Source organism: Acinetobacter sp. YH12255, from assembly GCF_013417355.1.
In the GTDB taxonomy this organism is placed as follows: Bacteria; Pseudomonadota; Gammaproteobacteria; order Pseudomonadales; family Moraxellaceae; genus Acinetobacter; species Acinetobacter pseudolwoffii.
Map to the genome: position 1 here is coordinate 30,419 of NZ_VPEC01000012.1, position 21,474 is coordinate 51,892.

Annotated in this window: 21 protein-coding genes; 6 read left to right on the forward strand and 15 right to left on the reverse strand. The window is 43.1% G+C overall.

Going from position 1 to position 21,474, the window contains the following annotated elements:
- Positions 1 to 152 precede the first annotated feature (152 nt).
- Positions 153 to 1,175 carry a type I glyceraldehyde-3-phosphate dehydrogenase gene (gap, locus tag FTV30_RS07105; RefSeq protein WP_180001314.1) on the reverse strand — a complete coding sequence of 341 codons (1,023 nt, stop codon included), beginning with the start codon at positions 1,173 to 1,175 and terminating at the stop codon, positions 153 to 155.
- Positions 1,176 to 1,563: 388 nt separating this feature from the next.
- Here gap and alaS point away from each other — a divergent pair, with 388 nt between their 5' ends.
- The 3 genes from alaS to csrA all read left to right on the forward strand — a co-directional run bounded on the left by alaS (position 1,564) and on the right by csrA (position 6,106).
- On the forward strand, positions 1,564 to 4,257 hold the full coding sequence (alaS, locus tag FTV30_RS07110; protein ID WP_180001315.1) for an alanine--tRNA ligase: 2,694 nt from the start codon (positions 1,564 to 1,566) through the stop codon (positions 4,255 to 4,257).
- A gap of 64 nt (positions 4,258 to 4,321) precedes the next feature.
- Complete coding sequence (locus FTV30_RS07115; protein ID WP_005097443.1) at positions 4,322 to 5,602, forward strand: aspartate kinase; 1,281 nt, start codon at positions 4,322 to 4,324, stop codon at positions 5,600 to 5,602.
- 249 nt (positions 5,603 to 5,851) lie between these two features.
- Positions 5,852 to 6,106, forward strand: a complete 255-nt coding sequence (csrA, locus tag FTV30_RS07120) for a carbon storage regulator CsrA (protein WP_005097444.1) — start codon at positions 5,852 to 5,854, stop codon at positions 6,104 to 6,106.
- Between the two features lie 101 nt (positions 6,107 to 6,207).
- Here the strand turns inward: csrA and rnhB are convergent, their stop codons facing one another.
- Both rnhB and FTV30_RS07130 read right to left on the reverse strand, forming a co-directional pair.
- A complete protein-coding gene (gene rnhB, locus FTV30_RS07125; protein ID WP_005170243.1) occupies positions 6,208 to 6,801 on the reverse strand; it encodes a ribonuclease HII in 594 nt (197 codons plus the stop codon).
- Between the two features lie 57 nt (positions 6,802 to 6,858).
- Complete coding sequence (locus FTV30_RS07130; protein WP_100329010.1) at positions 6,859 to 7,230, reverse strand: hypothetical protein; 372 nt, start codon at positions 7,228 to 7,230, stop codon at positions 6,859 to 6,861.
- A 218-nt stretch (positions 7,231 to 7,448) separates the two neighbouring features.
- Here FTV30_RS07130 and FTV30_RS07135 point away from each other — a divergent pair, with 218 nt between their 5' ends.
- Complete coding sequence (locus FTV30_RS07135) at positions 7,449 to 8,000, forward strand: cytochrome b (protein ID WP_074383302.1); 552 nt, start codon at positions 7,449 to 7,451, stop codon at positions 7,998 to 8,000.
- Positions 8,001 to 8,057: 57 nt separating this feature from the next.
- Here FTV30_RS07135 and FTV30_RS07140 read toward each other — a convergent pair whose 3' ends face one another.
- The 5 genes from FTV30_RS07140 to yaaA all read right to left on the reverse strand — a co-directional run bounded on the left by FTV30_RS07140 (position 8,058) and on the right by yaaA (position 12,846).
- Positions 8,058 to 8,402, reverse strand: coding sequence for a hypothetical protein (locus FTV30_RS07140; RefSeq protein ID WP_074383303.1), 345 nt, complete (start codon positions 8,400 to 8,402; stop codon positions 8,058 to 8,060).
- A 52-nt stretch (positions 8,403 to 8,454) separates the two neighbouring features.
- Positions 8,455 to 9,456 (reverse strand): adenosine deaminase, encoded by a 1,002-nt coding sequence (locus FTV30_RS07145; protein WP_074383304.1) that lies wholly within the window; start codon positions 9,454 to 9,456, stop codon positions 8,455 to 8,457.
- Between the two features lie 76 nt (positions 9,457 to 9,532).
- The gene (locus FTV30_RS07150; RefSeq protein WP_005097450.1) at positions 9,533 to 10,855 is read right to left on the reverse strand and encodes an NCS2 family permease; all 1,323 of its coding nucleotides are present in this window, start codon (positions 10,853 to 10,855) and stop codon (positions 9,533 to 9,535) included.
- 436 nt (positions 10,856 to 11,291) lie between these two features.
- Positions 11,292 to 11,453: a hypothetical protein gene (locus FTV30_RS07155; RefSeq protein ID WP_005097451.1), complete on the reverse strand. Its 162-nt coding sequence runs from the start codon at positions 11,451 to 11,453 to the stop codon at positions 11,292 to 11,294.
- Positions 11,454 to 12,063: 610 nt separating this feature from the next.
- Entirely contained in the window at positions 12,064 to 12,846 is a 783-nt protein-coding gene (yaaA, locus tag FTV30_RS07160; RefSeq protein ID WP_005097452.1) for a peroxide stress protein YaaA, read from the reverse strand.
- A gap of 123 nt (positions 12,847 to 12,969) precedes the next feature.
- Between yaaA and FTV30_RS07165 the strand changes: the two genes are divergently transcribed.
- Positions 12,970 to 13,602, forward strand: coding sequence for an alpha/beta hydrolase (locus tag FTV30_RS07165; protein ID WP_005097454.1), 633 nt, complete (start codon positions 12,970 to 12,972; stop codon positions 13,600 to 13,602).
- A gap of 150 nt (positions 13,603 to 13,752) precedes the next feature.
- Here the strand turns inward: FTV30_RS07165 and FTV30_RS16275 are convergent, their stop codons facing one another.
- From FTV30_RS16275 to pheA, 6 genes are all read right to left on the reverse strand, one after another.
- On the reverse strand, positions 13,753 to 13,929 hold the full coding sequence (locus FTV30_RS16275) for a GNAT family N-acetyltransferase (RefSeq protein WP_005097455.1): 177 nt from the start codon (positions 13,927 to 13,929) through the stop codon (positions 13,753 to 13,755).
- Positions 13,911 to 14,051: a hypothetical protein gene (locus FTV30_RS16280; RefSeq protein ID WP_257228918.1), complete on the reverse strand. Its 141-nt coding sequence runs from the start codon at positions 14,049 to 14,051 to the stop codon at positions 13,911 to 13,913. Before FTV30_RS16280 ends, FTV30_RS16275 begins: the two co-directional genes overlap by 19 nt.
- 119 nt (positions 14,052 to 14,170) lie before the next feature.
- Complete coding sequence (locus tag FTV30_RS07175; protein ID WP_180001316.1) at positions 14,171 to 14,533, reverse strand: hypothetical protein; 363 nt, start codon at positions 14,531 to 14,533, stop codon at positions 14,171 to 14,173.
- 99 nt (positions 14,534 to 14,632) lie between these two features.
- Positions 14,633 to 16,879, reverse strand: a complete 2,247-nt coding sequence (locus tag FTV30_RS07180; protein ID WP_180001317.1) for a bifunctional prephenate dehydrogenase/3-phosphoshikimate 1-carboxyvinyltransferase — start codon at positions 16,877 to 16,879, stop codon at positions 14,633 to 14,635.
- A gap of 3 nt (positions 16,880 to 16,882) precedes the next feature.
- A complete protein-coding gene (gene hisC / locus FTV30_RS07185; protein ID WP_100329014.1) occupies positions 16,883 to 17,974 on the reverse strand; it encodes a histidinol-phosphate transaminase in 1,092 nt (363 codons plus the stop codon).
- A gap of 66 nt (positions 17,975 to 18,040) precedes the next feature.
- The gene (gene pheA / locus FTV30_RS07190; RefSeq protein ID WP_005097461.1) at positions 18,041 to 19,150 is read right to left on the reverse strand and encodes a prephenate dehydratase; all 1,110 of its coding nucleotides are present in this window, start codon (positions 19,148 to 19,150) and stop codon (positions 18,041 to 18,043) included.
- Between the two features lie 488 nt (positions 19,151 to 19,638).
- On the opposite strand from pheA, the gene FTV30_RS07195 reads away from it, so the two are divergent.
- A complete protein-coding gene (locus FTV30_RS07195) occupies positions 19,639 to 20,157 on the forward strand; it encodes a DJ-1/PfpI family protein (protein WP_100355680.1) in 519 nt (172 codons plus the stop codon).
- 85 nt (positions 20,158 to 20,242) lie between these two features.
- Here FTV30_RS07195 and FTV30_RS07200 read toward each other — a convergent pair whose 3' ends face one another.
- The gene (locus FTV30_RS07200; protein WP_180001318.1) at positions 20,243 to 21,385 is read right to left on the reverse strand and encodes an acyl-CoA dehydrogenase family protein; all 1,143 of its coding nucleotides are present in this window, start codon (positions 21,383 to 21,385) and stop codon (positions 20,243 to 20,245) included.
- Between the last annotated feature and the right edge of the window lie 89 nt (positions 21,386 to 21,474).

Sequence of the window (21,474 nt, forward strand, 5' to 3'; positions counted from 1 at the left end):
GAAAAATCATGCAGATGATGCAAATAATTCAAGCACTCACGCTGCTTTTCGATCAATTACGCGCAAATTCTATTAAAACAACGCATATCAAGAATGTTTAAAGCAAAAAAAGCACCGTATATCGGCACTTTTTAGGCTTAGCAAAGTCAAACTTAATGAAAAGATTCACATAAATCCAGCAAGCGGTTGGCATAACCCCATTCATTGTCATACCAGGCAAAGACCTTGGCCTGTTGCCCCACCACTAGGGTTTGGGTCAGGTCAACGATCAAGGAATAAGGGGAATGATTAAAATCACTCGACACCAAAGGTTCATCCGTTACTGACATGATTTCTGCAAAATCCTGTCGCGCCGCCTTAATTAACACTTCATTCAGTTTGTGATCGGTAATCGGTGACTGGGAAACAAAGGTCAGATCAATTGCTGCGACATTAATGGTCGGCACCCGAATTGAATAACCGTCAATCCGATCTTCCATTTTTGGCATAACCCGCTTTAATGCACCCAGCGCACTAGATGTGGTGGGAATAATATTGTGTCCTGCTGCCCGTGCACGACGCAAATCACGATGCGCCTGATCCAGCACAGATTGATCTGCGGTCACCGCATGGATTTCGGTCATTAACGCACTGCTGATGCCAAAAGCATCATCGAGAATTTTGACCAGCGGTACTAAGGCCTGAGTGGTACAGGACACACTGGAAATGATCTGGTCGGTGGCTTTGACTTCGTGATGATTGACACCATACACAATCGCAGCATCTACAGTATCAAAAGGTGCGGCGCCAATAATCACCCGTTTCGCCCCTGCCTCAATATGCTGGGTCGCAGCTGCACGGGAACGGAACAGCCCGGTACATTCCAGCACCACATCTATTTCAAGTTTTTGCCAAGGAAGCTGCGCCGGGTTGGCCTCACACAAAACCTGAACTTTTAAGCTGGCATCCTGATAGTTGAGATGCAGATAAATATGTTCGGCATCATAGCTGACGTCTACCTGCCCCGGAAAACGGCCATGGGTTGAGTCATATTTAAACAGATGAATTAAGGTTTCAACATCAGCAATATCGTTAATGGCAACGATTTCAAATTTAAAATCTTTCGGATTTTCAAACCAGGCACGCAATACATTACGTCCAATACGCCCAAATCCATTGATTGCCACTCGTTGCATGACTCAACCTTTTATATGCCTATTTTAAAACTCCTCTATGTTAAAGGATTTCTTGCGCAGTACATGAAAAACTTCAGTGAAAATATTGATTTTCGATTATTTTATTTCTGATACATCGCCCAGTATTCAGATCTTTTAAAATTCTGATGCTGTGTAAATAGATGGATATAACCGAATTGTTCTGAATAGAAAATTCATTTTATGAATTCAGCACTAAACCCGAGTCAATAATTCCTTGGCAATTGGTTTTAAAATGATTGGTGCATACCGCTTTTTCCGTTATAATTTGGCGTTTTAAATTTTTAAGCCCCGCATTGCAGCAGAGCTCTCATGTGCTTGTCAGACTGTGGTGTTTTAGCCAAATCGGAAATTATGGAGTGACTTGGTTGTGAGTACTCGTTTTATGACATCAGCTGAAATTCGTGAAGCATTTTTGCGTTACTTTGAATCGCAAGGGCATACACGTGTCGCGTCGAGTTCACTAGTACCCGCCAATGATCCAACTTTACTGTTCACCAATGCGGGTATGAACCAGTTTAAAGATTGCTTCTTAGGTCTAGAAAAACGCGATTATGTCCGTGCCGTATCATCACAAAAATGCGTACGCGCAGGTGGTAAACACAACGACTTGGATAATGTCGGTTATACCGCGCGTCACCATACCTTCTTTGAAATGTTAGGTAACTTTTCATTTGGTGATTACTTCAAACGTGATGCGATCAAATTTGCCTGGGATTTTTTGACGGGCGATGACTGGCTAGCGCTACCTAAAGATAAGCTTTATGCCACTGTTTATCATACCGATGACGAAGCATTCGACATCTGGAACAAAGAAATCGGCCTAGATGTATCTCGCATTATCCGTATTGGTGACAACAAAGGTGGTCAATACGCATCAGATAACTTCTGGGCAATGGGTGACACCGGTCCTTGCGGTCCATGTTCTGAAATTTTCTTTGACCATGGCGATCACATCTGGGGTGGCCTGCCTGGCACACCTGAAGAAGATGGCGACCGTTTCATTGAAATCTGGAACAACGTTTTCATGCAGTTTAACCGCACGAGTGATGGCGTACTTCATCCGCTTCCAGCGCCTTCTGTAGATACTGGTATGGGTCTTGAGCGTATTTCTGCAGTTTTACAGCATGTCAACTCAAACTACGAAATTGATTTATTCCAGCATTTACTTAAAGCTGCGGCTGAGATCATTGGTCTGGATACTACTGCACTTGAAGCTGAAGCGGCTGAAAAAGGCACACCTGTACAATACCCTGCTTCACTTAAAGTGGTTGCTGACCATGCACGTTCATGCTCATTCCTGATTGCTGATGGTGTTAATCCTTCAAATGAAGGTCGTGGTTATGTACTGCGTCGTATCATCCGCCGTGCAGTGCGTCACGGTAACAAACTGGGTGCGACCGGTTCATTCTTCCATAAAATGTTGCAGCCGCTTATTGAAGTGATGGGCGAAGCATATCCAGAACTTGCAGCACAACAAGCACGTATCGAAGCTCAACTGCTCAAAGAAGAAGAACAATTTGCCAAAACACTTGAGCAAGGTTTGAAGTTGCTTGAAGGCGAATTGGCACAGTTAAAAGGTTCTGTGATTCCGGGTGAAGTGGTTTTCAAACTTTACGACACTTACGGTTTCCCGACGGACTTAACTGCGGATATCGCACGTGAACGTGACTTAAGCATTGACGAAGCTGGCTTTGAAGTTGAAATGGCAGCACAGCGTCAACGTGCGCGTGATGCAGGTAAATTCGCGATCGATTACAACAGTGTTGTCAAAGTTGAAGGCGAAACTCAGTTTGATGGTTATGATGCAACTGCAGGCGAAGGCCAAATCATCGCAATCTATAAAGATGGCGAACAAGTGGATGAAGTCGTTGAAGGCGACGAAGCTTTAATCGTACTCAACCAGACTCCTTTCTATGCAGAAAGCGGTGGTCAAATCGGTGATACAGGTATTTTCAAAAACGATACCGGGATTTTCGAAGTTCAGGACACCAAGAAATCTGGTGGTGCATTTGTACACCAAGGCATCGTGACCATGGGTAGCTTAAAAGCATCTCAATCTGTTGAAGCGACTGTGAAAGCAGACATCCGTGCAGCAACTGCGCGCAACCACTCTGCGACTCACTTGTTACATGCTGCGCTGCGTCAAATTCTGGGCTCACATGTACAACAAAAGGGTTCATTGGTCGCATCTGATGTGTTACGTTTTGACTTTGCCAATGATCAACCGGTTAGCTTTGAACAGCTGCAAGAAATTGAACGTCTGGTCAATGCTGAAGTGATTGCCAATACGGCTGTTTCTACTGAACTGCTGGATATTGAATCTGCCAAAGCCAAAGGCGCGATGATGCTGTTCGGCGAAAAATACGGTGACGAAGTCCGTGTATTGTCAATGGGGTCAGTGATTGAAGAGAAAAATTTCTCCATCGAGCTTTGCGGTGGTATTCACGTAAAACGTACCGGTGACATCGGTCTGTTCAAGATCACTTCTGAAGGTGGTGTTGCAGCAGGTATACGTCGTATTGAAGCAGTGACAGGCACCAAAGCAGTTGAAGTTGCACAAAAAGCCGATCGTGACATCAATACGATTAACAGTTTGCTCAAAGCGCAAAAAGACCAGACTTTAGAAAAAGTTGAAGCGTTAGTTGATACTGCCTCTGGCTTGCAAAAACAGATCGAACAACTGAATCAGAAACTTGCTAGCCTGCAAGCCGGTGAACTTCTAAGCCAAGTTCAAACCATTGCAGGTCGTGTAACCTTGATTACAACCGTTGAAAATATGGATGCGAAAGCACTACGCAACCTGCATGACGGTGTGAAATCAAAATTAGAAAATGCAGTCATTGTGCTTGCAGGTGTAGAGGGTGACAAGGTGAGCTTGATCGCATCTGTAGCAAAAGACTTTACTGCATCTATAAAAGCGGGTGACATCATCAAACATCTGGCAACTGAGCTGGGTGGTAAAGGTGGTGGTAAACCTGACTTGGCACAAGGTGGCGCGCCACTTAACGAGAAGTTTGCTCCGGTGATGGCAGATTTAACTGCCTGGCTGGCAGCAAAATAAAACTTCAATTTTGTGTAACTGACCCTGATAGGACTATCAGGGTCATGGCTTATATGGAACAACTATGGCACTAATCGTTCAAAAATATGGCGGTACCTCTATGGGTACTCCCGAGCGCATTTTAAATGTTGCTCGTCGTGTGAAACGCTGGCATGACCATGGCCACAAGGTGGTTGTGGTTGTATCAGCGATGAGTGGCGAAACCAATCGTCTGCTTGCTCTCGCGAAAGCCATTACCGAAACCCCTGACCCACGTGAACTAGACCAGATGGTCTCTACGGGTGAGCAGGTTACGATTTCTATGTTAGCGATGGCGCTCAACTCTATTGGCGTTGAAGCAAAATCACTAACAGGTCGCCAGGTTGGCATGAAAACCGACAGCTCATTCAATAAGGCACGTATCGAATCAATTGATACTGAAGTCCTGAACTCGAATCTGGATGCTGGCCGTGTACTTGTAGTTGCAGGTTTCCAGGGTTTTGACGAGCATGGCAATACCACCACTTTAGGCCGCGGCGGTTCTGATACTTCAGGTGTCGCGATTGCTGCTGCACTAAAAGCCGATGAATGCCAGATTTATACAGACGTTGATGGCGTATATACCACTGATCCACGTGTTGCACCCAAAGCCAAGAAAGTTGACCGTATTTCCTTTGAAGAAATGCTTGAAATGGCGTCACTGGGTTCAAAAGTCCTGCAAATTCGTGCAGTTGAATTTGCCGGTAAATATCAAGTACCTTTACGCGTATTATCCAGCTTCGACAATGACAATGATGGCGCATTCGACGAAGAATTTAAGCAAAACGTGGGTACACTTATTACGACTGAATTGGAAGACAATATGGAACAGCCAATTATCTCCGGTATCGCATTTAACCGTGACGAAGCAAAATTAACGATTTTAGGTGTACCTGATGAACCGGGCATCGCCTCTAAAATTTTGTGCCCGATTGGTGATGCCAATGTTGAAGTGGATATGATTATCCAGAACGTTGAAGAAGATGGTACGACTGATTTTACTTTTACAGTCAACCGCAGCGAATTGAACAAGGCCAAAGCCATTCTCGAAGCAACCGCTCAGGAAATTGGTGCACGTGAAGTCGCTACCCGTTCAGATATCGTCAAAGTTTCTATCGTCGGTGTAGGCATGCGTTCACATGCAGGTGTTGCAAGCAAAATGTTTACCGCACTGGCAGCTGAAGGTATTAACATCCTGATGATCTCTACTTCTGAAATCAAAATTTCAGTGATTATTGAAGAAAACTATCTGGAACTTGCAGTTCGTTCACTGCATACCGCCTTCGGTCTAGACCGCGAACAAGGTGAATCAAGCGTACGCGCTTAAGAGGAATGACAAAATATTGTCATTGTTTGACAGTATTCTATAAATCTCTACAAAAATTCAGAGCCACTATAGTTTTTTTTATAGTGGCTCTGTTATATTAAGCCTGAGGATTTTTAAAAAACTGAGATAGATTAAAATCTTTCACCCAGATGACAGAATTTCTATCCAGATTTTATTTTTTAATTTTTGGTTGTGTTTTTGTTTTATATTCAATAGATTGCAGGTTTTGCATTTTGCAAGGAGAGAAACATGCTGATTTTGACTCGACGTGTCGGGGAAACTTTAATGATTGGAGACCAAGTCAGCGTGACTGTGCTTGGTGTAAAAGGTAATCAGGTTCGTATTGGGGTCAATGCTCCGAAAGAAGTCTCTGTGCACCGTGAAGAGATTTACCAGCGTATCCAGCATGAACGTGCAATGCATGAACATCTTCAGCATATCGATCAGGATTTCCAACCTTCGTATGAAGATGAAAACCAAACACAAAATAACTTTAACCGTTAATTTTTGTGTAAATCATAAAGCGGCTTTGAAGCCGCTTTTAATTGATCTATACTTTAATGAATACACATTTCAATATTCAGAACCTTTAAATTAAATAAGAATTAAAGTTCTGCGCCCTGCTGTTCCAGCAATGCTGCAACTACCTTTTTTACCGGCCCAAAACTACGACGGTGCTCATCAATCACCCCATGCAAGGCAATCGCTTCAAAATGTGCTTTGGTTGGATAGCCCTTGTGCTTGGCAAAACCAAATTGTGGATGCTTTAGATCCATCTCAATCATTTGATGATCACGGGTAACTTTGGCCAGAATACTAGCAGCAGAAATTTCTGCATGCAAAGCATCGCCACCAATGATCGCGTCACAGCTCATCGTTAGCCCCTGAGGGACTTTATTGCCATCGACCAGCACATGCTCAGGTTGAATCGCTAAAGCTTCTACAGCACGGCGCATTGCCAGTAAGGATGCCTGCAGAATATTATGCTCATCAATTTCTGCTGCTGACGCCTCAGCAATTGCCCAAGCCAGCGCTTTTTCCTGAATTTCGATAAAAAGTTTTTCACGTTTCTTTTCAGTCAGTTTTTTAGAGTCATTTAAACCTTCAATCGGGTTATTTGGATCTAAAATTACCGCGGCCGCCACCACTGAACCGACCAGCGGTCCACGCCCTGCTTCATCTACACCAGCAATTTTCATGTCATTTCCCATAAAAAATAGGCTGAACCTGTCAGCCTATTTCAATTTAATCTTGGCTTAGTTTACAGCTTCAGCCACACAAGCGTTAATGGTTTTTGCAACCACATTGCCCACGATTGTGGTACGTGCCACCGGATCAATCGCAGCAGTCGCCAAATCAACCGCTGTCACATTTTGCGGTGCTTTTTCGCTGACACAGCCACAAATTTCAGACTGGATATTTTGCTTTTGTGTTGTGGTCATTAAACGTGTTGCCGTTTGCCACGCAAGAATATTATTCAGTTCAGTGGTGCATTTTGCATTGATCGCGATTTTAAGCGCAGTGCCGCCCAGTTGTTGAGTGGTACTTGGCGCCTCAGAAGTGCCTGTCGCTGTACACGCTGATAAAACCAGAGTCAGTGGTGCAAGTACAGCCAATAATTTTTTCACAGATATATTCCTTATTCATTCATAGATGAAGACTGTCGCTATTGTGCCGAAATTCACCTGAATAAGAAATCTAAAAATCACTAAGCATGTTTAATCTACAGCCAACCAATTTAATAGATGTTGCATGAAAGCCACCATAGCGTTGCAGATTTGGAATTGCTGAATTGATTCACCCTTTGCTAAGGTTCGGCCTTATTGAAGAGCAACGGAATATCTAGATGAATAAATCACTGTATTACACACGAACAGCGCAATGGCTGCATTGGATCATGGCGGTTATTTTTATTGCGGCCTGGCTCATCGGTTTTTATAGTGGTAATTTTTTAAGTTATGAGGTTGATGGCAGCTTTAAGGGTGATGTGATTTCACTGCATAAAAATATTGCAACCACCATTATTTTCCTGCTCGTTGTTCGAATTTTCTGGCGCTATACCCATCCGGCGCCGTCACTGCCTGAGAGTATGTCACCGCGGATGAAAACGTTGGCACATGCTGGTCATCTGGCGCTGTATTTCATGCTGATTGCCCTACCCCTTACAGGTTGTTTGTATAGTTGGAGTTTGGGTTATCCAGCACCGGTGCTGTATTTATTTAACCTGCCACCCCTCATTGCCGAAAACTCGGCTGTGACCGCTATTGTTAAGCCCTTGCATATCTGGCTTTCCTGGGCAGTCGGCATTCTACTGGTTGGCCATATTGCCGCAGCCTTTAAACATCATTTTATCGATAAAGATCATGTATTAAAAAGTATGACCCAACAGGATAAATAGTTAGACCATTAATATGGGCTAAATAATGTTCCCAGTCTGTGCTTGCAGGCTGTTTCATTAAATAAATTCCTTGAGACAACTTCTGAGACTGTTTGCAATCGCTTTTTGCGTCAGTTCTTTTTTGGCTGCTTCATCAACTGTGGCTTTTAACAAAGTTTTGGCAGGCACATCTTTTAACGCATGCTCACCTACACATGAACACACATTTTTCTCAAGTTCAACTTTACTGGTGTCCTGCATTAAGTAGGTCGAAACTTTCCAAACTTTGGAATTTTGCAGCTCTTTACTGCATTGATATTCAATCAAAGGTTTTAAAGTACGTTGTGTCAATGTCATATCCGCACTAGAACAGGCAGAAATCAACAATATGCTGAGGAGCAGAATTAAACTTTTCAATTTCATATTGGCCTATAAAAATGATAAAGGCAGAGCGAACTCTGCCTTTTGTAAAAACTTAAATCAAGGCACGGATCTGGTTGATCCATTTCTCTTTTTCAGCCTCTGGAATAAACGACGCTTCAAAGGAGTGCGTTGCCAACTGCTTTAATTCCTCGTTACTCAAGTCTAGCGCTTCAGCAATGGCAATAAAGTTGTCATTCATATAGCCACCAAAATAGGATGGATCATCTGAGTTGACTGTAACATGGACACCCTGCTGCAAGAGACGACGGATATTATGCTGCTGCATATCCTCGACCACACAAAGCTTCAGATTTGACAGCGGGCACACCGTTAAGGGCATTTTTTCGCGAATCAACCGTTGCATTAACTCAGAATCTTCTTCTGAACGCACCCCATGATCAATACGATTAACTTTCAGTAAATCCAGAGCTTCCCAGACATATTCTGCCGGGCCTTCTTCGCCCGCATGTGCTACGACCAAAAACCCTACTTCACGCGCTTTGGCAAAGACACGTTCAAATTTAGAAGGTGGATGCCCGACTTCACTTGAATCCAGACCAATCGCAATAATCTGGTCTTTATAGGGCAATGCCTGCTCCAGCGTTTCAAAGGCCGCCTCTTCACTTAAATGACGCAGGAAACACATGATCAAATGTGAGCTGATTCCAAGCTTGGCCTTGGCATCATCGCAGGCTTTTTGCAGGCCATTGATGACGGTCGCAAAAGCAATTCCACGGTCGGTATGCGTTTGCGGATCGAAGAACATTTCTGTATGCACCACATTGTCTTCGGCACATTTTTCAAAATAGGCCCAAGCCAGGTCATAAAAGTCCTGTTCATGGATCAGTACATTGGCCCCGGCATAATAAATATCCAGGAAGGACTGAAGATTATGGAAATTATAAGCCTGCTTAACTTCCTCGACAGATTTATACGGGATGGCAATCTGATTACGCTGAGCGATTGCAAACATTAGCTCAGGCTCAAAAGTGCCTTCAATATGAACATGAAGCTCGGCTTTTGGCAAAGCGCGAATCAACTCAAGACGGTTCATCACTTCTCCTCGTGAAACCTTTAAATAATAAAAAAGGGCGCAAACTCAGTTTACACCCTTTCTGAATGTAGAAAAATTAGCCACCAAACAGTGCGAATTTAAGCGTCCATAGAACAGCAATAATCCAGACCATATACGGTACAGTCGCAGCCTTACCAGTCAACAACTTGATCAGTGCATAGCTGATAAAGCCCATCGCAATACCATCCGCAATCGAATAGGTAAATGGCATAAATACGATGGTTAAAAATGCCGGTACTGCCTCAGTAATATCTTCCCAGTCAATATGGACGATACCCTGAATCATCAACACACCAACAAATAACAATGCTGGCGCAGTGGCAAAACTCGGAACTGATTGTGCAAGCGGTGCCAGGAATAAACAGGCAATAAATAGTAATCCAACCACCACGGCGGTTAGACCGGTACGACCACCTGCTGCCACACCCGCAGAAGATTCAATATAAGGCGTAGTTGAAGAAGTACCCAGTGCCGCACCAGCAACAATCGCTGATGAGTCAGCAAATAAGGCTTTCTTCAAACGTGGTAATTTCCCGTCTTTTAACAGACCTGCACGATGCGAAACACCGACCAACGTCCCGGTAGAGTCAAACAGATCGACCAGGAAGAAAACAAAAATCACCCCAATTAAACTGGCAGTAAAGAGGCCTTCAAAATCCATTTGCATGAATGTTGGCGCTAGCGATGGAATATGACCCACTACACCCTGGAATTCGTTATAACCTAGTGCCGTTGCAATGGCAGTCACCACCAGAATACTGATGATAATCGCACCACGGACTTTAAACTGGTGCATTACCACAACCAACAAAAAGCCAAAAAGTGCTAATAATACAGAAGGTTGTTTCAGATCACCCAAGCCCACCAGTGTGGCTGGATTATCCACAATAATTCCGGCATTTTTCAGTGCCACCAATGCCAGGAACAAGCCAATACCACCACCAATCGCGAGCTTGAGCGACATTGGAATTGCATTGACAATGGCTTCACGTATTTTAAACAGGCTAATGGCAATAAAGACCAGACCTGAAACAAAAACTGCACCCAAGGCGGTTTGCCAAGGCACCCCCATTCCCAGACATACAGAATAGGTAAAGAAGGCATTTAAGCCCATGCCTGGTGCCAGCGCAATTGGATAATTCGCAATCAGGCCCATGACTAAACAGCCAATCGCAGCTGCAAGACAGGTTGCTACAAAGACAGCCCCATGATCCATCCCTGTTTCGGACAAGATCATTGGATTGACAATAATGATGTAACACATGGTTAAGAATGTAGTTACACCAGCCAGAACTTCTGTACGGAAACTGGTTTTGTTTTCACTCAGTTTAAACAGACGTTCAAGCATATTTTCTGAAGATGGATTAGGAGTCGTCATGACCTAGCCCCTATTGAGTAAACTTTATGCTTCAAGCACGCCGTCAAATAAATGAAATTTCACAAAAAATTCATTTATTTTGAGGATGTGTTAGCAACGAATATGCCAGTATAGCCATTTGACGGGTTCAAATGTTTGAACAGCTTACAGCCCCAGGGCTATGCTATAAAAACCCCAAAAAATCTAAACAAAAAAGCTGCATAACTTTTATGCAGCTCTATTTAATGATATAAATCAAATGCTTAGAAAGATGAAGTTTGCTTCATCTTTATAGGTGGCAAATTATAACACATTGATTTCTGATTGCTTCTTTGATTTTATACTTTATTTAAAATCAATCTATTTAATTCGAATATTTTTAATATTTTATTATATTTATTATTGAGTTAATTTTATTAATTACGCTAAATTGAAAAAAAGAAAATTGATGCATGTGTTAATGTCGATGCCGATTAGAGTCTAACAATTTGCTGGAGTCACGCGCTTCATTCAAGACATGACGGATTTTTTCGTATTTTCTGATTTCTGCCTGTTTATGCACGCAGAATCCTAATACACTGACCATTAACACAAAAACAGGAATAGCATGTATTTTCATTTTTATTATTCTGCTTTGTAACACTGTGCAATTATGCTAACAAAAAACCTAATAAACTTGTGACTTACTTTACATTTAACCCGATAGAATGCACTTCTTAAACCGTTTAGCGATATTTTTCTATCGTTTTATTTATTATTACTTAATTAATTTTTCATTCTTTCTCAAAAAATCTCTTGCGCTAAATACTCCCCAAAGTTAATAAATTAAATATTTGAATATTAAATACTTATTTATTTAAATAAAAATTTCTATTGGAAAGAAAAATATAAAAATTAATGAAAATTCCCTGATTTGAAATATATTAACTTGAGCTATTTTATTCAGCTTTTCCCAGAAATATCAGTTTCAATTTTCTGTAAAAAACAACTCGATAAATGAGATTTTACGCATTATTTCAATGAGTTCAGCGATAATTCTAATTTTTTATCTAACTTAAAATTTGGGAAAGACGCTAAAAACCACATTTGTACCGAAGTGCAGCCAATCAACTCCCCTGGCACTCAATATTTAAAAAACGATTAAAGCTGGATAAATAAAATTTCAATACTCATAGCTCCCAATACCGCCTAGAAACCAATTATTCTATGCGGTAGCGGAATAACGTTATTTATGCACTGATTTGTTCATCACGTTTAAATACCAATTCACCTTTAAGTGAACTATCGGCATCAAAATAATAGCCATCGGTATTGAATGCTTTGAGTTCTTCGGCACGTTCAATTCTATTTTCAACAATAAAACGTGCCATCAAACCACGTGCTTTTTTAGCATAGAAACTAATCACTTTATATTTGCCATTTTTCTGATCCAGAAATACTGGCTTAATAATCTCTGCCTGAATTTTGCGCTCGTTCACCGATTTATAATATTCATCAGAAGCAATATTCACCAAGATCTCAGACTGGGCTGCTGCTAAATCTTGATTGATCAGATCAGTGATGTGATGTGCCCAGAAGTCGTATAAGTTATGCCCGCGAGAATTGGCCAATTTGGTTCCCATTTCCAGACGATAGGGCATCATCAGATCCAAGGGACGCAAAAGCCCATATAAACCAGACAACATACGCAAATGCTGTTGTGCAAAGTGCAGATCTTCCTGCTTTAAGCTATAAGCATCCAGACCGGTATAGACATCTCCTTTAAAGGCAAAAATAGCCTGACGTGCATTGGCTAAATTAAAATCTGGTTGCCAGTCCTGGAAACGTGCTGTATTTAAATTGGCAATTTTTTCACTGACACTCATCAAACTGGAAATTTCTGTTGCAGAAAGTGTGCGACAAGCTTTGATCAAATCCTGCGAATGTTCTAATAATCTGGCTTGAGTAAATTGGTCAGTCGGTAATGGGGTATCGTAATCGAGCGTTTTGGCTGGAGAAATTAAAGCGAGCATGGCAACCTGGTCAAAAAATGATTAATCAAACTATATCAGTCTGCTTATTTTAATTCCAATTCATGTTTTTATTCACCATAATCGTTAAAATGCGCGATTCTCCTGTTAATCATCGGTATTTATATGTCCGAGCAAATTTTCCTTCAAGGACCTGCGGGTCAGATTGAAGTTTTTGTGGATTATCCTCAGGGTGAAGTGAAAGGATTCGCGGTAGTTTGTCACCCCCATCCCTTGCAAGGTGGTACGCCCCAGCACAAGGTTCCCGTTCTATTGGCACAAATGTATATGGAACGTGGCTGTGTTGTGTATCGTCCGAGTTTTCGCGGTTCTGGTCAAAGTGAAGGTATACACGACGAGGGCTTCGGTGAGACGGATGATGTATTAGAAATCATTCGGTTTGCTCGCAGTCAGCATATTGGGCTGTCTTTTTATGCGGGCGGTTTTAGTTTTGGTGCGCATGTCATGGCAAAGAGCTATGCAGCCTTACCTGTAGAACTGCAACCCAAACAAACTATTTTATGTGGACTGCCAACTGCAACAGTTGCCGGTATTCGCCATTATGTTACGCCAGCAATTAAAGGTGATATTCTGTTCATTCATGGTGAGGGTGATGAAGTAACCCTGCTGTCGGATATGATTGAATGGGCAAAACCACAGCGTCATTTAGTGACCGTATTGCCTGGTGCCAATCATTTCTTTACTGGCTATTTAAAGCAATTGCGGATTGCAATGACCCGCTACTTAGCGCTTGGCTAAATAATAAAACCCGTCAGATGATGGGTTTTTTTATGCTTCTCACAGCAGTTTTTCAGCTAAGTGATAAATCATTGCCCGACATTTAGCTTGTTGTACTATATCAACATCAACAATCTTTCCACCCAAACGTTCAATGACTTTTCGGCTCGCTCAATTTTCTTCGACTACAGGATAAATCAATCGCTGACGATTTAAGTCATCAAGGGCATAACCAACCAGAGCATCAACCGTTTCACAACCATATTTATGACCATGCTGGCTTTCCTTGATCCAAATTCCAAGCTGTGGCACTTCACCCATTAAACGATCTAAACCACAAAGCCCCATAAATTCCAGACTTTCCGCATGGCTGTCAAAAACACATATTCTTCATGAGCTGCCATATTCTCTAGCCATTTTTGCCATCCTGTTGCAAATGCTTGTTCAGATTCTGGCAGATCCCATGTCATAAAACGCGTCAGACTTGGGATAATCGCGGCATAAGCTTCTCATGCATCTGATGCACGAAAATAGCTGAGTATCAGATACTCACTTTGGCATTGAGATCAAATTATAGTGGAGTTATGAATTAGTTCTTCCATTCAAACTCGCTAAAGCTTTCCTGCTCTTTGAGCGAGCTTTCTACTGCTTGTGCAAGCTGATTGAGCAGACTTCGTTCGGCAATACGATCGAGCCAATCTTGTTCTTCTTCAGGATATGAGGCAATTTCACAGACCAGATGCCCCTGCTCATCTCTGGTTTCACAACTCACAGATAAGGGCAAAGCATGTTCATCCACGCTCACGGCAACCTGAGCACCACTTTGACTTAAGGTCTGAAAGCCATGTTTACCTAATGTTTCGGCAAGAAAATGCGCTACATATTCCTGGGTTTCCTGACCATCCCGGGGTTGCTGGCTTCGTGTATTGGCCATGAATTTTAATTTTCGCATCGCTACATCCTAATGGCTTTTTTCTTGTATGGGTTTAGCATAAGCAATATAAACAAAACAGCCAAGCAAAAGCTTGGCTGTTTCACATAATTTTAAAAATTATTCTGAAACTTGAATAGGCAAACCTGCAATTGAGGTCAGTTCTGTAAAGGTCGGGAAACTGGTGGCTACCGTTTCCGTACCGACAATCTTGATCTGCTCCGAATTACGTAAACCGGCAATCGAAAAACTCATTGCAATGCGATGATCATGATGCGATTCAATTTCACCACCGGTAAAGATTGGCGACCAGTCACCTGATTTGCCCTTCCCTTCGATAATAATGCCATCTTCAGTTGGGGTACAGTCAATGCCCATGGTTTGCAGGCCATCTGCCATCACCTGAATACGGTCCGATTCTTTTACGCGAAGCTCGGCAGCACCGGTCAAAATCGTCTGACCTTCGGCACAGGCAGCAGCAATAAACAGCGCCGGGAATTCATCAATCGCCAATGGCACCTGATCTTCAGGCATATGAATGCCTTTAAGCGTACGCGTACCACGAATACGGATATCTGCAATCGGTTCACCGCCAGCAATGCGTTCATTTTCAACGGTAATGTCCGCACCCATCTGTTTCAGGATTTCGATCACGCCAGTACGGGTCGGATTGATACCAACAGCCTCTAAGGTCACATCCGAATTTTCAGTAATCGCAGCGCCGACCATAAAGAAGGCCGCAGAAGAAATATCAGATGGCACCTGGATATTGGTTCCGACCAGCTTTCCGCCACCTTGTAATGAAATACGATTGCCTTCGGTTTTCACCTCATAACCAAATGCACGCAGCATACGCTCAGTATGGTCGCGGGTTGGTTCAGGTTCAGTCACTGCGGTTTCGCCATTTGCCCATAGGCCCGCCAGCAAAATACCTGATTTTACCTGCGCTGATGCCATTGGCAAATCGTACTGAATGCCTTGTAGTTGCTGGTTGCCTGTAATCGAGACAGGCGGAGTTCCACGTTCACCCGTGGTCTGGATCAGTGCACCCATTTCACGTAAAGGCTTGGCAATACGTTCCATTGGGCGTTTAGATAGGGATGCATCACCGGTCATCACTGAATCAAATTTCTGCGCTGCCAGCATACCGGACAGCAAACGCATTGAAGTGCCTGAGTTGCCCATATAAATGGCAGACTGTGGCACTTTAAGACCATGCATACCGACGCCATGAATAGTAACTTCACCATTTTTAGGGCCTTCGATGCTGACGCCCATATCACGAAAAGCCTGCAAAGTTGCCAGTGCATCTTCACCTTCAAGGAAACCAGTCACATGTGTTGTACCTTCAGCGATGGCACCAAACATGATCGAGCGATGTGACACAGATTTGTCACCTGGCACGGTAAATTTACCTTGAAATGTCTTGGCACCCGGCTGAATGGTAAATTGTTGTGTCACTTTATTTTTCTCCATGAAAGGTTTCTTGGCGAGCATATGGTTGAAATGCTGGCGAGCTGCCTGCGCATGACCCAATAAGCCCATCAATGCTTGGGAATCTTCATCTTCGATCAATTTGCGAATCATCGCGAGCTGCTGTTCAAAGCCATCTACGGCATTCAGAACTGCTTTTTTGTTGGCAAAAAAGATGTCATGCCACATTTGTGGATCACTGGCGGCAATCCGCGAGAAATCGCGGAAGCCACCGGCAGCATAACGAAATATGTCTAAGTTGTCTTCACGTTTGGCCAGCTGTTCAACCAAGTTGAATGCCATGAGATGCGGAAGATGACTGGTATGTGCCAGCACTTCATCGTGCTTGTCCACATCCATGCAAATCACTTCGGCTTTGGCCGCTTGCCACAGTTGAATCAGCTTCTCCACGGCCCAATCGCTACTGCTTGGCAGTGGCGTCAAAATTACCTTGTGATTGGCAAATAGATCGACTTTTCCTGCATGTACACCGGTATGCTCTGCACCTGCAATCGGATGACCCGGCACAAAACCTGCTGGAAGCTGGTCACCAAAGACCGCTTTAGCCGCATCGACCACATTACCTTTGGTACTTCCCACATCAGTAATAATGACATTTTCCGTCAAATACGGCTGAATCAGCTCAAGTACTTTTTGTGTGGCACGTACCGGCAAAGCCAGAACAATCAGATCTGCACCTTTGACTGCATCTACAGGATCGGCATAGCCTGCAGAAATCAGACCAAGTGCCTTGGCATCTTCCAAAGTCTTGGACGAACGTGTCGATGCCACAATGTCATTGGCCAAGTGCTCGGCTTGAATGACACGCGCCAGACTTGAACCAATCAGTCCAAGCCCAATAAATGCAACTTTTTCAAACAATGGCTGCGACATGAATTAAGCTTTTGCCTCTAAACCCAATACTGTAGCAAGCGCGCTTAAGAATTTCGCGTTTTCTGCTTCAGTACCAATCGATACACGAATGTGGCTGGAAATACCGACCGGACGTACAATCACCCCTTGTTTCAGCAAACCGTTGAAGGTTGCTGCTGGGTCTGCCTGTACATCAACCAGAATAAAGTTAGCACGAGAAGGCACATAGTTCAGACCCAAAGCCTTAAAACCTGCTTCAAGTTGAGCCATACCGGCTTTATTTACTTCGCGAGAACGCGCGATAAAGTCTTCATCTTTCAGTGCAGCCACCGCAGCGACCATGGCCAAATGATTGACGTTAAATGGCTGACGAATACGGTTTAAATAATCGGTCACTTCAACCGATGCCAAGGCAAAACCGACACGCAGTGCAGCCAGACCATAGCACTTCGATAAAGTACGGCTGACAATCAGATTTGGATATTGTTGCAGGAATTTCAGGCTATTGAAATTTTCCGGGAAATATTCCACATACGCTTCGTCTAGCACCACAATTACATTTGCAGGGACTTTTTGCATGAAAGCTTCAAATTCGGCTTCTTCGAACCAGGTTCCGGTCGGATTGTTCGGATTGGCAATGAAGACAAGTTTGGTATTGTTCTGAATTGCTGCTGCCATAGCTTCAAGGTCATGTGAAAAACCTTTGGCAGGTACTTCAATCGCTTGTGCATTAATGGCTTGAGTGACCAGTGCATAAACTGCAAATGCGTGCTGGCTATATACCACAGAATCGCTTGAAGAAACGAAGGCACGGGCAAACATTTCTAGCAAGTCGTTTGAACCATTGCCAAGCGTAATCTGATCATGATTAAAACCAAACTGAGTTTTAATCTGATCTTTCAGGATAAAGCCACCTCCATCTGGATAACGGCCAATTTCAGCAATTTCCGCAGCGACTGCTTCTTTGACTTTATCTGAACAACCCAGTGGATTTTCATTGGATGCCAGCTTGACGATATCGGTAAGACCCAACTCACGCTCAAGTTCACTGATCGGTTTACCTGGCTGATATGGCTTTAATTTTGAGATGCCTGAATTGGCTGGAACAAACGACATTTTAGACTTCCAATTTTAGGTATAAAACAGTGGTCAGCACCCTCGCCCTGACCACGGATAGCTGACTTAAAGTACAGCTGCAGGATATGAACCGAGCACGCGAACTTCTTTAACTAAAGGACGAATTTCTGCAATTGCAGCTTTGACATGTTCCTGCTCAATATGACCTTCAAGATCAATGAAGAACACATAAGCCCATTTTTCCGGAAGTGCTGGACGCGTTTCAATACTGGTCAAGCTGATATTGTGCTTGGCAAATGGCGCCAGAATTTCCAGCAATGCACCAGCACGGTCATGTGCAGAAATCAGTAATGAGGTTTTATCATTGCCACTTTGAGGCACTTTTTCACGGCCAATCACCAAGAAACGTGTGGTATTTTCCGGATTGTCCTCAATATTGCCATGCATAATTTCAAGATTATAAATACTTGATGCAATTTCAGAAGCAATCGCAGCAGAATGCCATTCATTTTGAATACGGCGCGCAGCCTCAGCATTAGAACTTAAAGCCACACGTTCTACACCCGGATAATGCGCGTCTAGCCATTTACGACATTGCGCCAAAGTCTGCTGATGTGCATAAATCTGTTTAATACTGTCTTTACGGGTATTTTCAGAAATCAGAAATTGATGATGAATCGGCAATTCAACTTCGCCAATCACATTCAGGTTCGAAGTTTTAAAACAGTCCAGGGTATGATTGACTACACCTTCAGAGGAATTTTCCACCGGCACCAAACCATAATGGGCACTGCCCGCCTCGACTTCACGGAAGACTTCATCAATTGTCGGTAAAGGTCGAACCACCGCATCATGACCAAAGTGCTTGAGTACCGCAGAATGGGTATAGGTTCCGACTGGCCCTAGAAACGCAATACTTTGCGGAGCTTCAAGCGCAAGACAAGCGGACATGATTTCACGGAACAGACGTGCCATGGTGGTGTCGGACAATGGCCCTTCATTACGCTCCATGACATTGCGCAACACCTGTGCTTCACGTTCTGGGCGGTAAAACAGCGGACTTTCTTCTGAAGCAAACTTTGCTTTTGCAACTGCTTCAGCCAAACGTGCCCGGCGGTTAATCAATTGCTGGATTTGCTGATCAACAGAATCGATATCCTCACGAATTTTTGCCAAATCAAGAGAAGTCGTGGTGTTTTGATCGTCGTTGATCATTGTTATGTCGCCCTTCATAAACCTTATCTGTTCAGTATAACAATAGTGAGCTTTAAAATGTTACGCAATATGACATTGCTAGATTAAGTCTTAAAAACAGACAGTTGGTTTTAACCACTCATCGCTTTTAGTCATATCTGGTAACATTTAGTTCAGCATTTTGGCTTGATTTACATTATCAAATTGTAAACTTAGCCTGTCCATCTTAACTGATTTTAATGAATATGAAATATCACTATTTCTTAATCTATATAGCGGTTTTAAGCATAAGAAAATTAAAATAATAGCTTTGTACTTGTCTTTTTTGACCTATTAAAATCTGAGATATCTTTCACAATAAAATGCACGCTCCTCACGCTCATTTCTCTTATTTAATATTGATTTTCCTAGATTTTTTACATGAAATTACTACTCTGCTACAAAGCAGAGACGTTTTTTCAACCTTTAACAGCTAGTCTAATTTAAATCATGAGTTGGGGGGATCAATCATGCCAAAAAGAATAGCAGTACTTATAACAAATAATTTTGAAGACCAAGAATACCTAGAGCCAGTGGCTGCCTTGCTGGCTGCCCATCATAGCGTCTGCAATATCGAACTTAACGCCGGCAAAGTGGTCTATGGGCTGCATGGCTGTTCTGCCGTGACCATCGACCGTGGCATCGAACAAATCAGTATTGATGACTTTGATGCCTTGCTGATTCCAGGGGGCGAATCTGCGGTTTCTCTCTCTAACGATGTTCGGGTGCTACAGTTCATCCATGCCTTCAATCAGGCCAAAAAAGCTATTTTCAGTTTATGTGATGCATCCTTATTACTGTGTGAAGCAGATGTGCTGAAAAATCGGATTATTACCAGTATCCGGGCGCATGCGAGTCGCGTACAGCATGCGGGTGGAACCTATTATGATGTAGAACTGGTAAATGATAATAACCAGTTGATCTCATCGCGCCTGCCCAATGATCTGCCCATTTTTATTCATGAATGTTTGAATGTCTTGAAATCATAAAATTTAAAACAGAGTCACGGCTCTTTGCTATAGCTTGCCTGTAAAAAAAGAGTCCTTAAAAAGGACTCTTTTTTTCATTCATAAATTAACGTCCTAACAGACCACGCGCTACAATTTCTTTCATGATTTCATTGGTACCGCCATAAATCCGTTGAATACGGGCATCGACAAAGAAGCGTGAAATTGGATATTCAGTCATGTAGCCATAACCACCAAAGAGCTGAAGCAGATTGTCAGCAATCTTCATCTGCATATCGGTAGAAAAACTTTTCAATGCCGCTGCAGTTTCGACATCCAGTTTCCCTTGCATATAAAGCTCAAGATTCTGGTTATAAAAAGCTGCGGTCGCCAATTCATCAATTTTCGCTTGTGCCAAAACAAAGCGAGTATTCTGGAATTGACCGATGGCCTGACCAAAAGCCTGACGCTCTTTCACATATTGCGTGGTCACATCAATAGAACCACGAATTGCACCCAAGGCTGTTGCTGCGATGGCGGTACGCTCACGCGGTAATTCCTGCATCAAATAAGCAAAACCCTGCCCCGGTTGACCGAGTAACTGGTCTTTCGGCACCTTGACATTGTCAAAGAACAGTTCCGAAGTATCTTGCGCATGCAGGCCAATCTTGTCCAGATTAGTGCCTTTTTTAAAGCCTTCCAGATGCGTGTCGGCCAGTAACAAAGAAACGCCTTTGGCACGCGCTTGCGGATCAGTTTTGACTGCCAGTACCACCAGGTCGGCATGCTGACCATTGGAAATAAAGGTTTTTGAGCCATTTAATACATAGTAATCATCCTGCAAGATGGCACTGGTACGCATGGCTTGCAAGTCTGAGCCGGCACCTGGCTCGGTCATACCAATCGCACCGACCACTTCACCGCTCACCATTTTCGGCAACCAGTGTTTCTTCTGCTCTTCAGTTCCAATATGCAAGATATAGGGTGCAGCAATATCCGAATGACAGGACAACCCTGTAGAAATGGCACTGTATCCGGCACGTGCAGACTCTTCAATCAGCATCAATGAATAATCGGTTGGCACCCCATAGCCGCCATATTCCTCCGGAACATCGACACACAAGAAACCATTTTCACCAAGTGCATTCCAGACTGAACGTGGCATCAGGCCTTCGTGCTCCCATTGTTGATAATACGGTGCGACATGTTCATTCATAAAGCGTTTAAAATTGTCGCGGAATAATTCTAGATCGGCATCGTAGGCAAGCATTCGGTTGTCCTTATACTGTTTATCGTTTTATTTCCTGTTTTACAGACTATCTACTTTCAGCTTTACTGTCATGTACTGGCATCTATCTT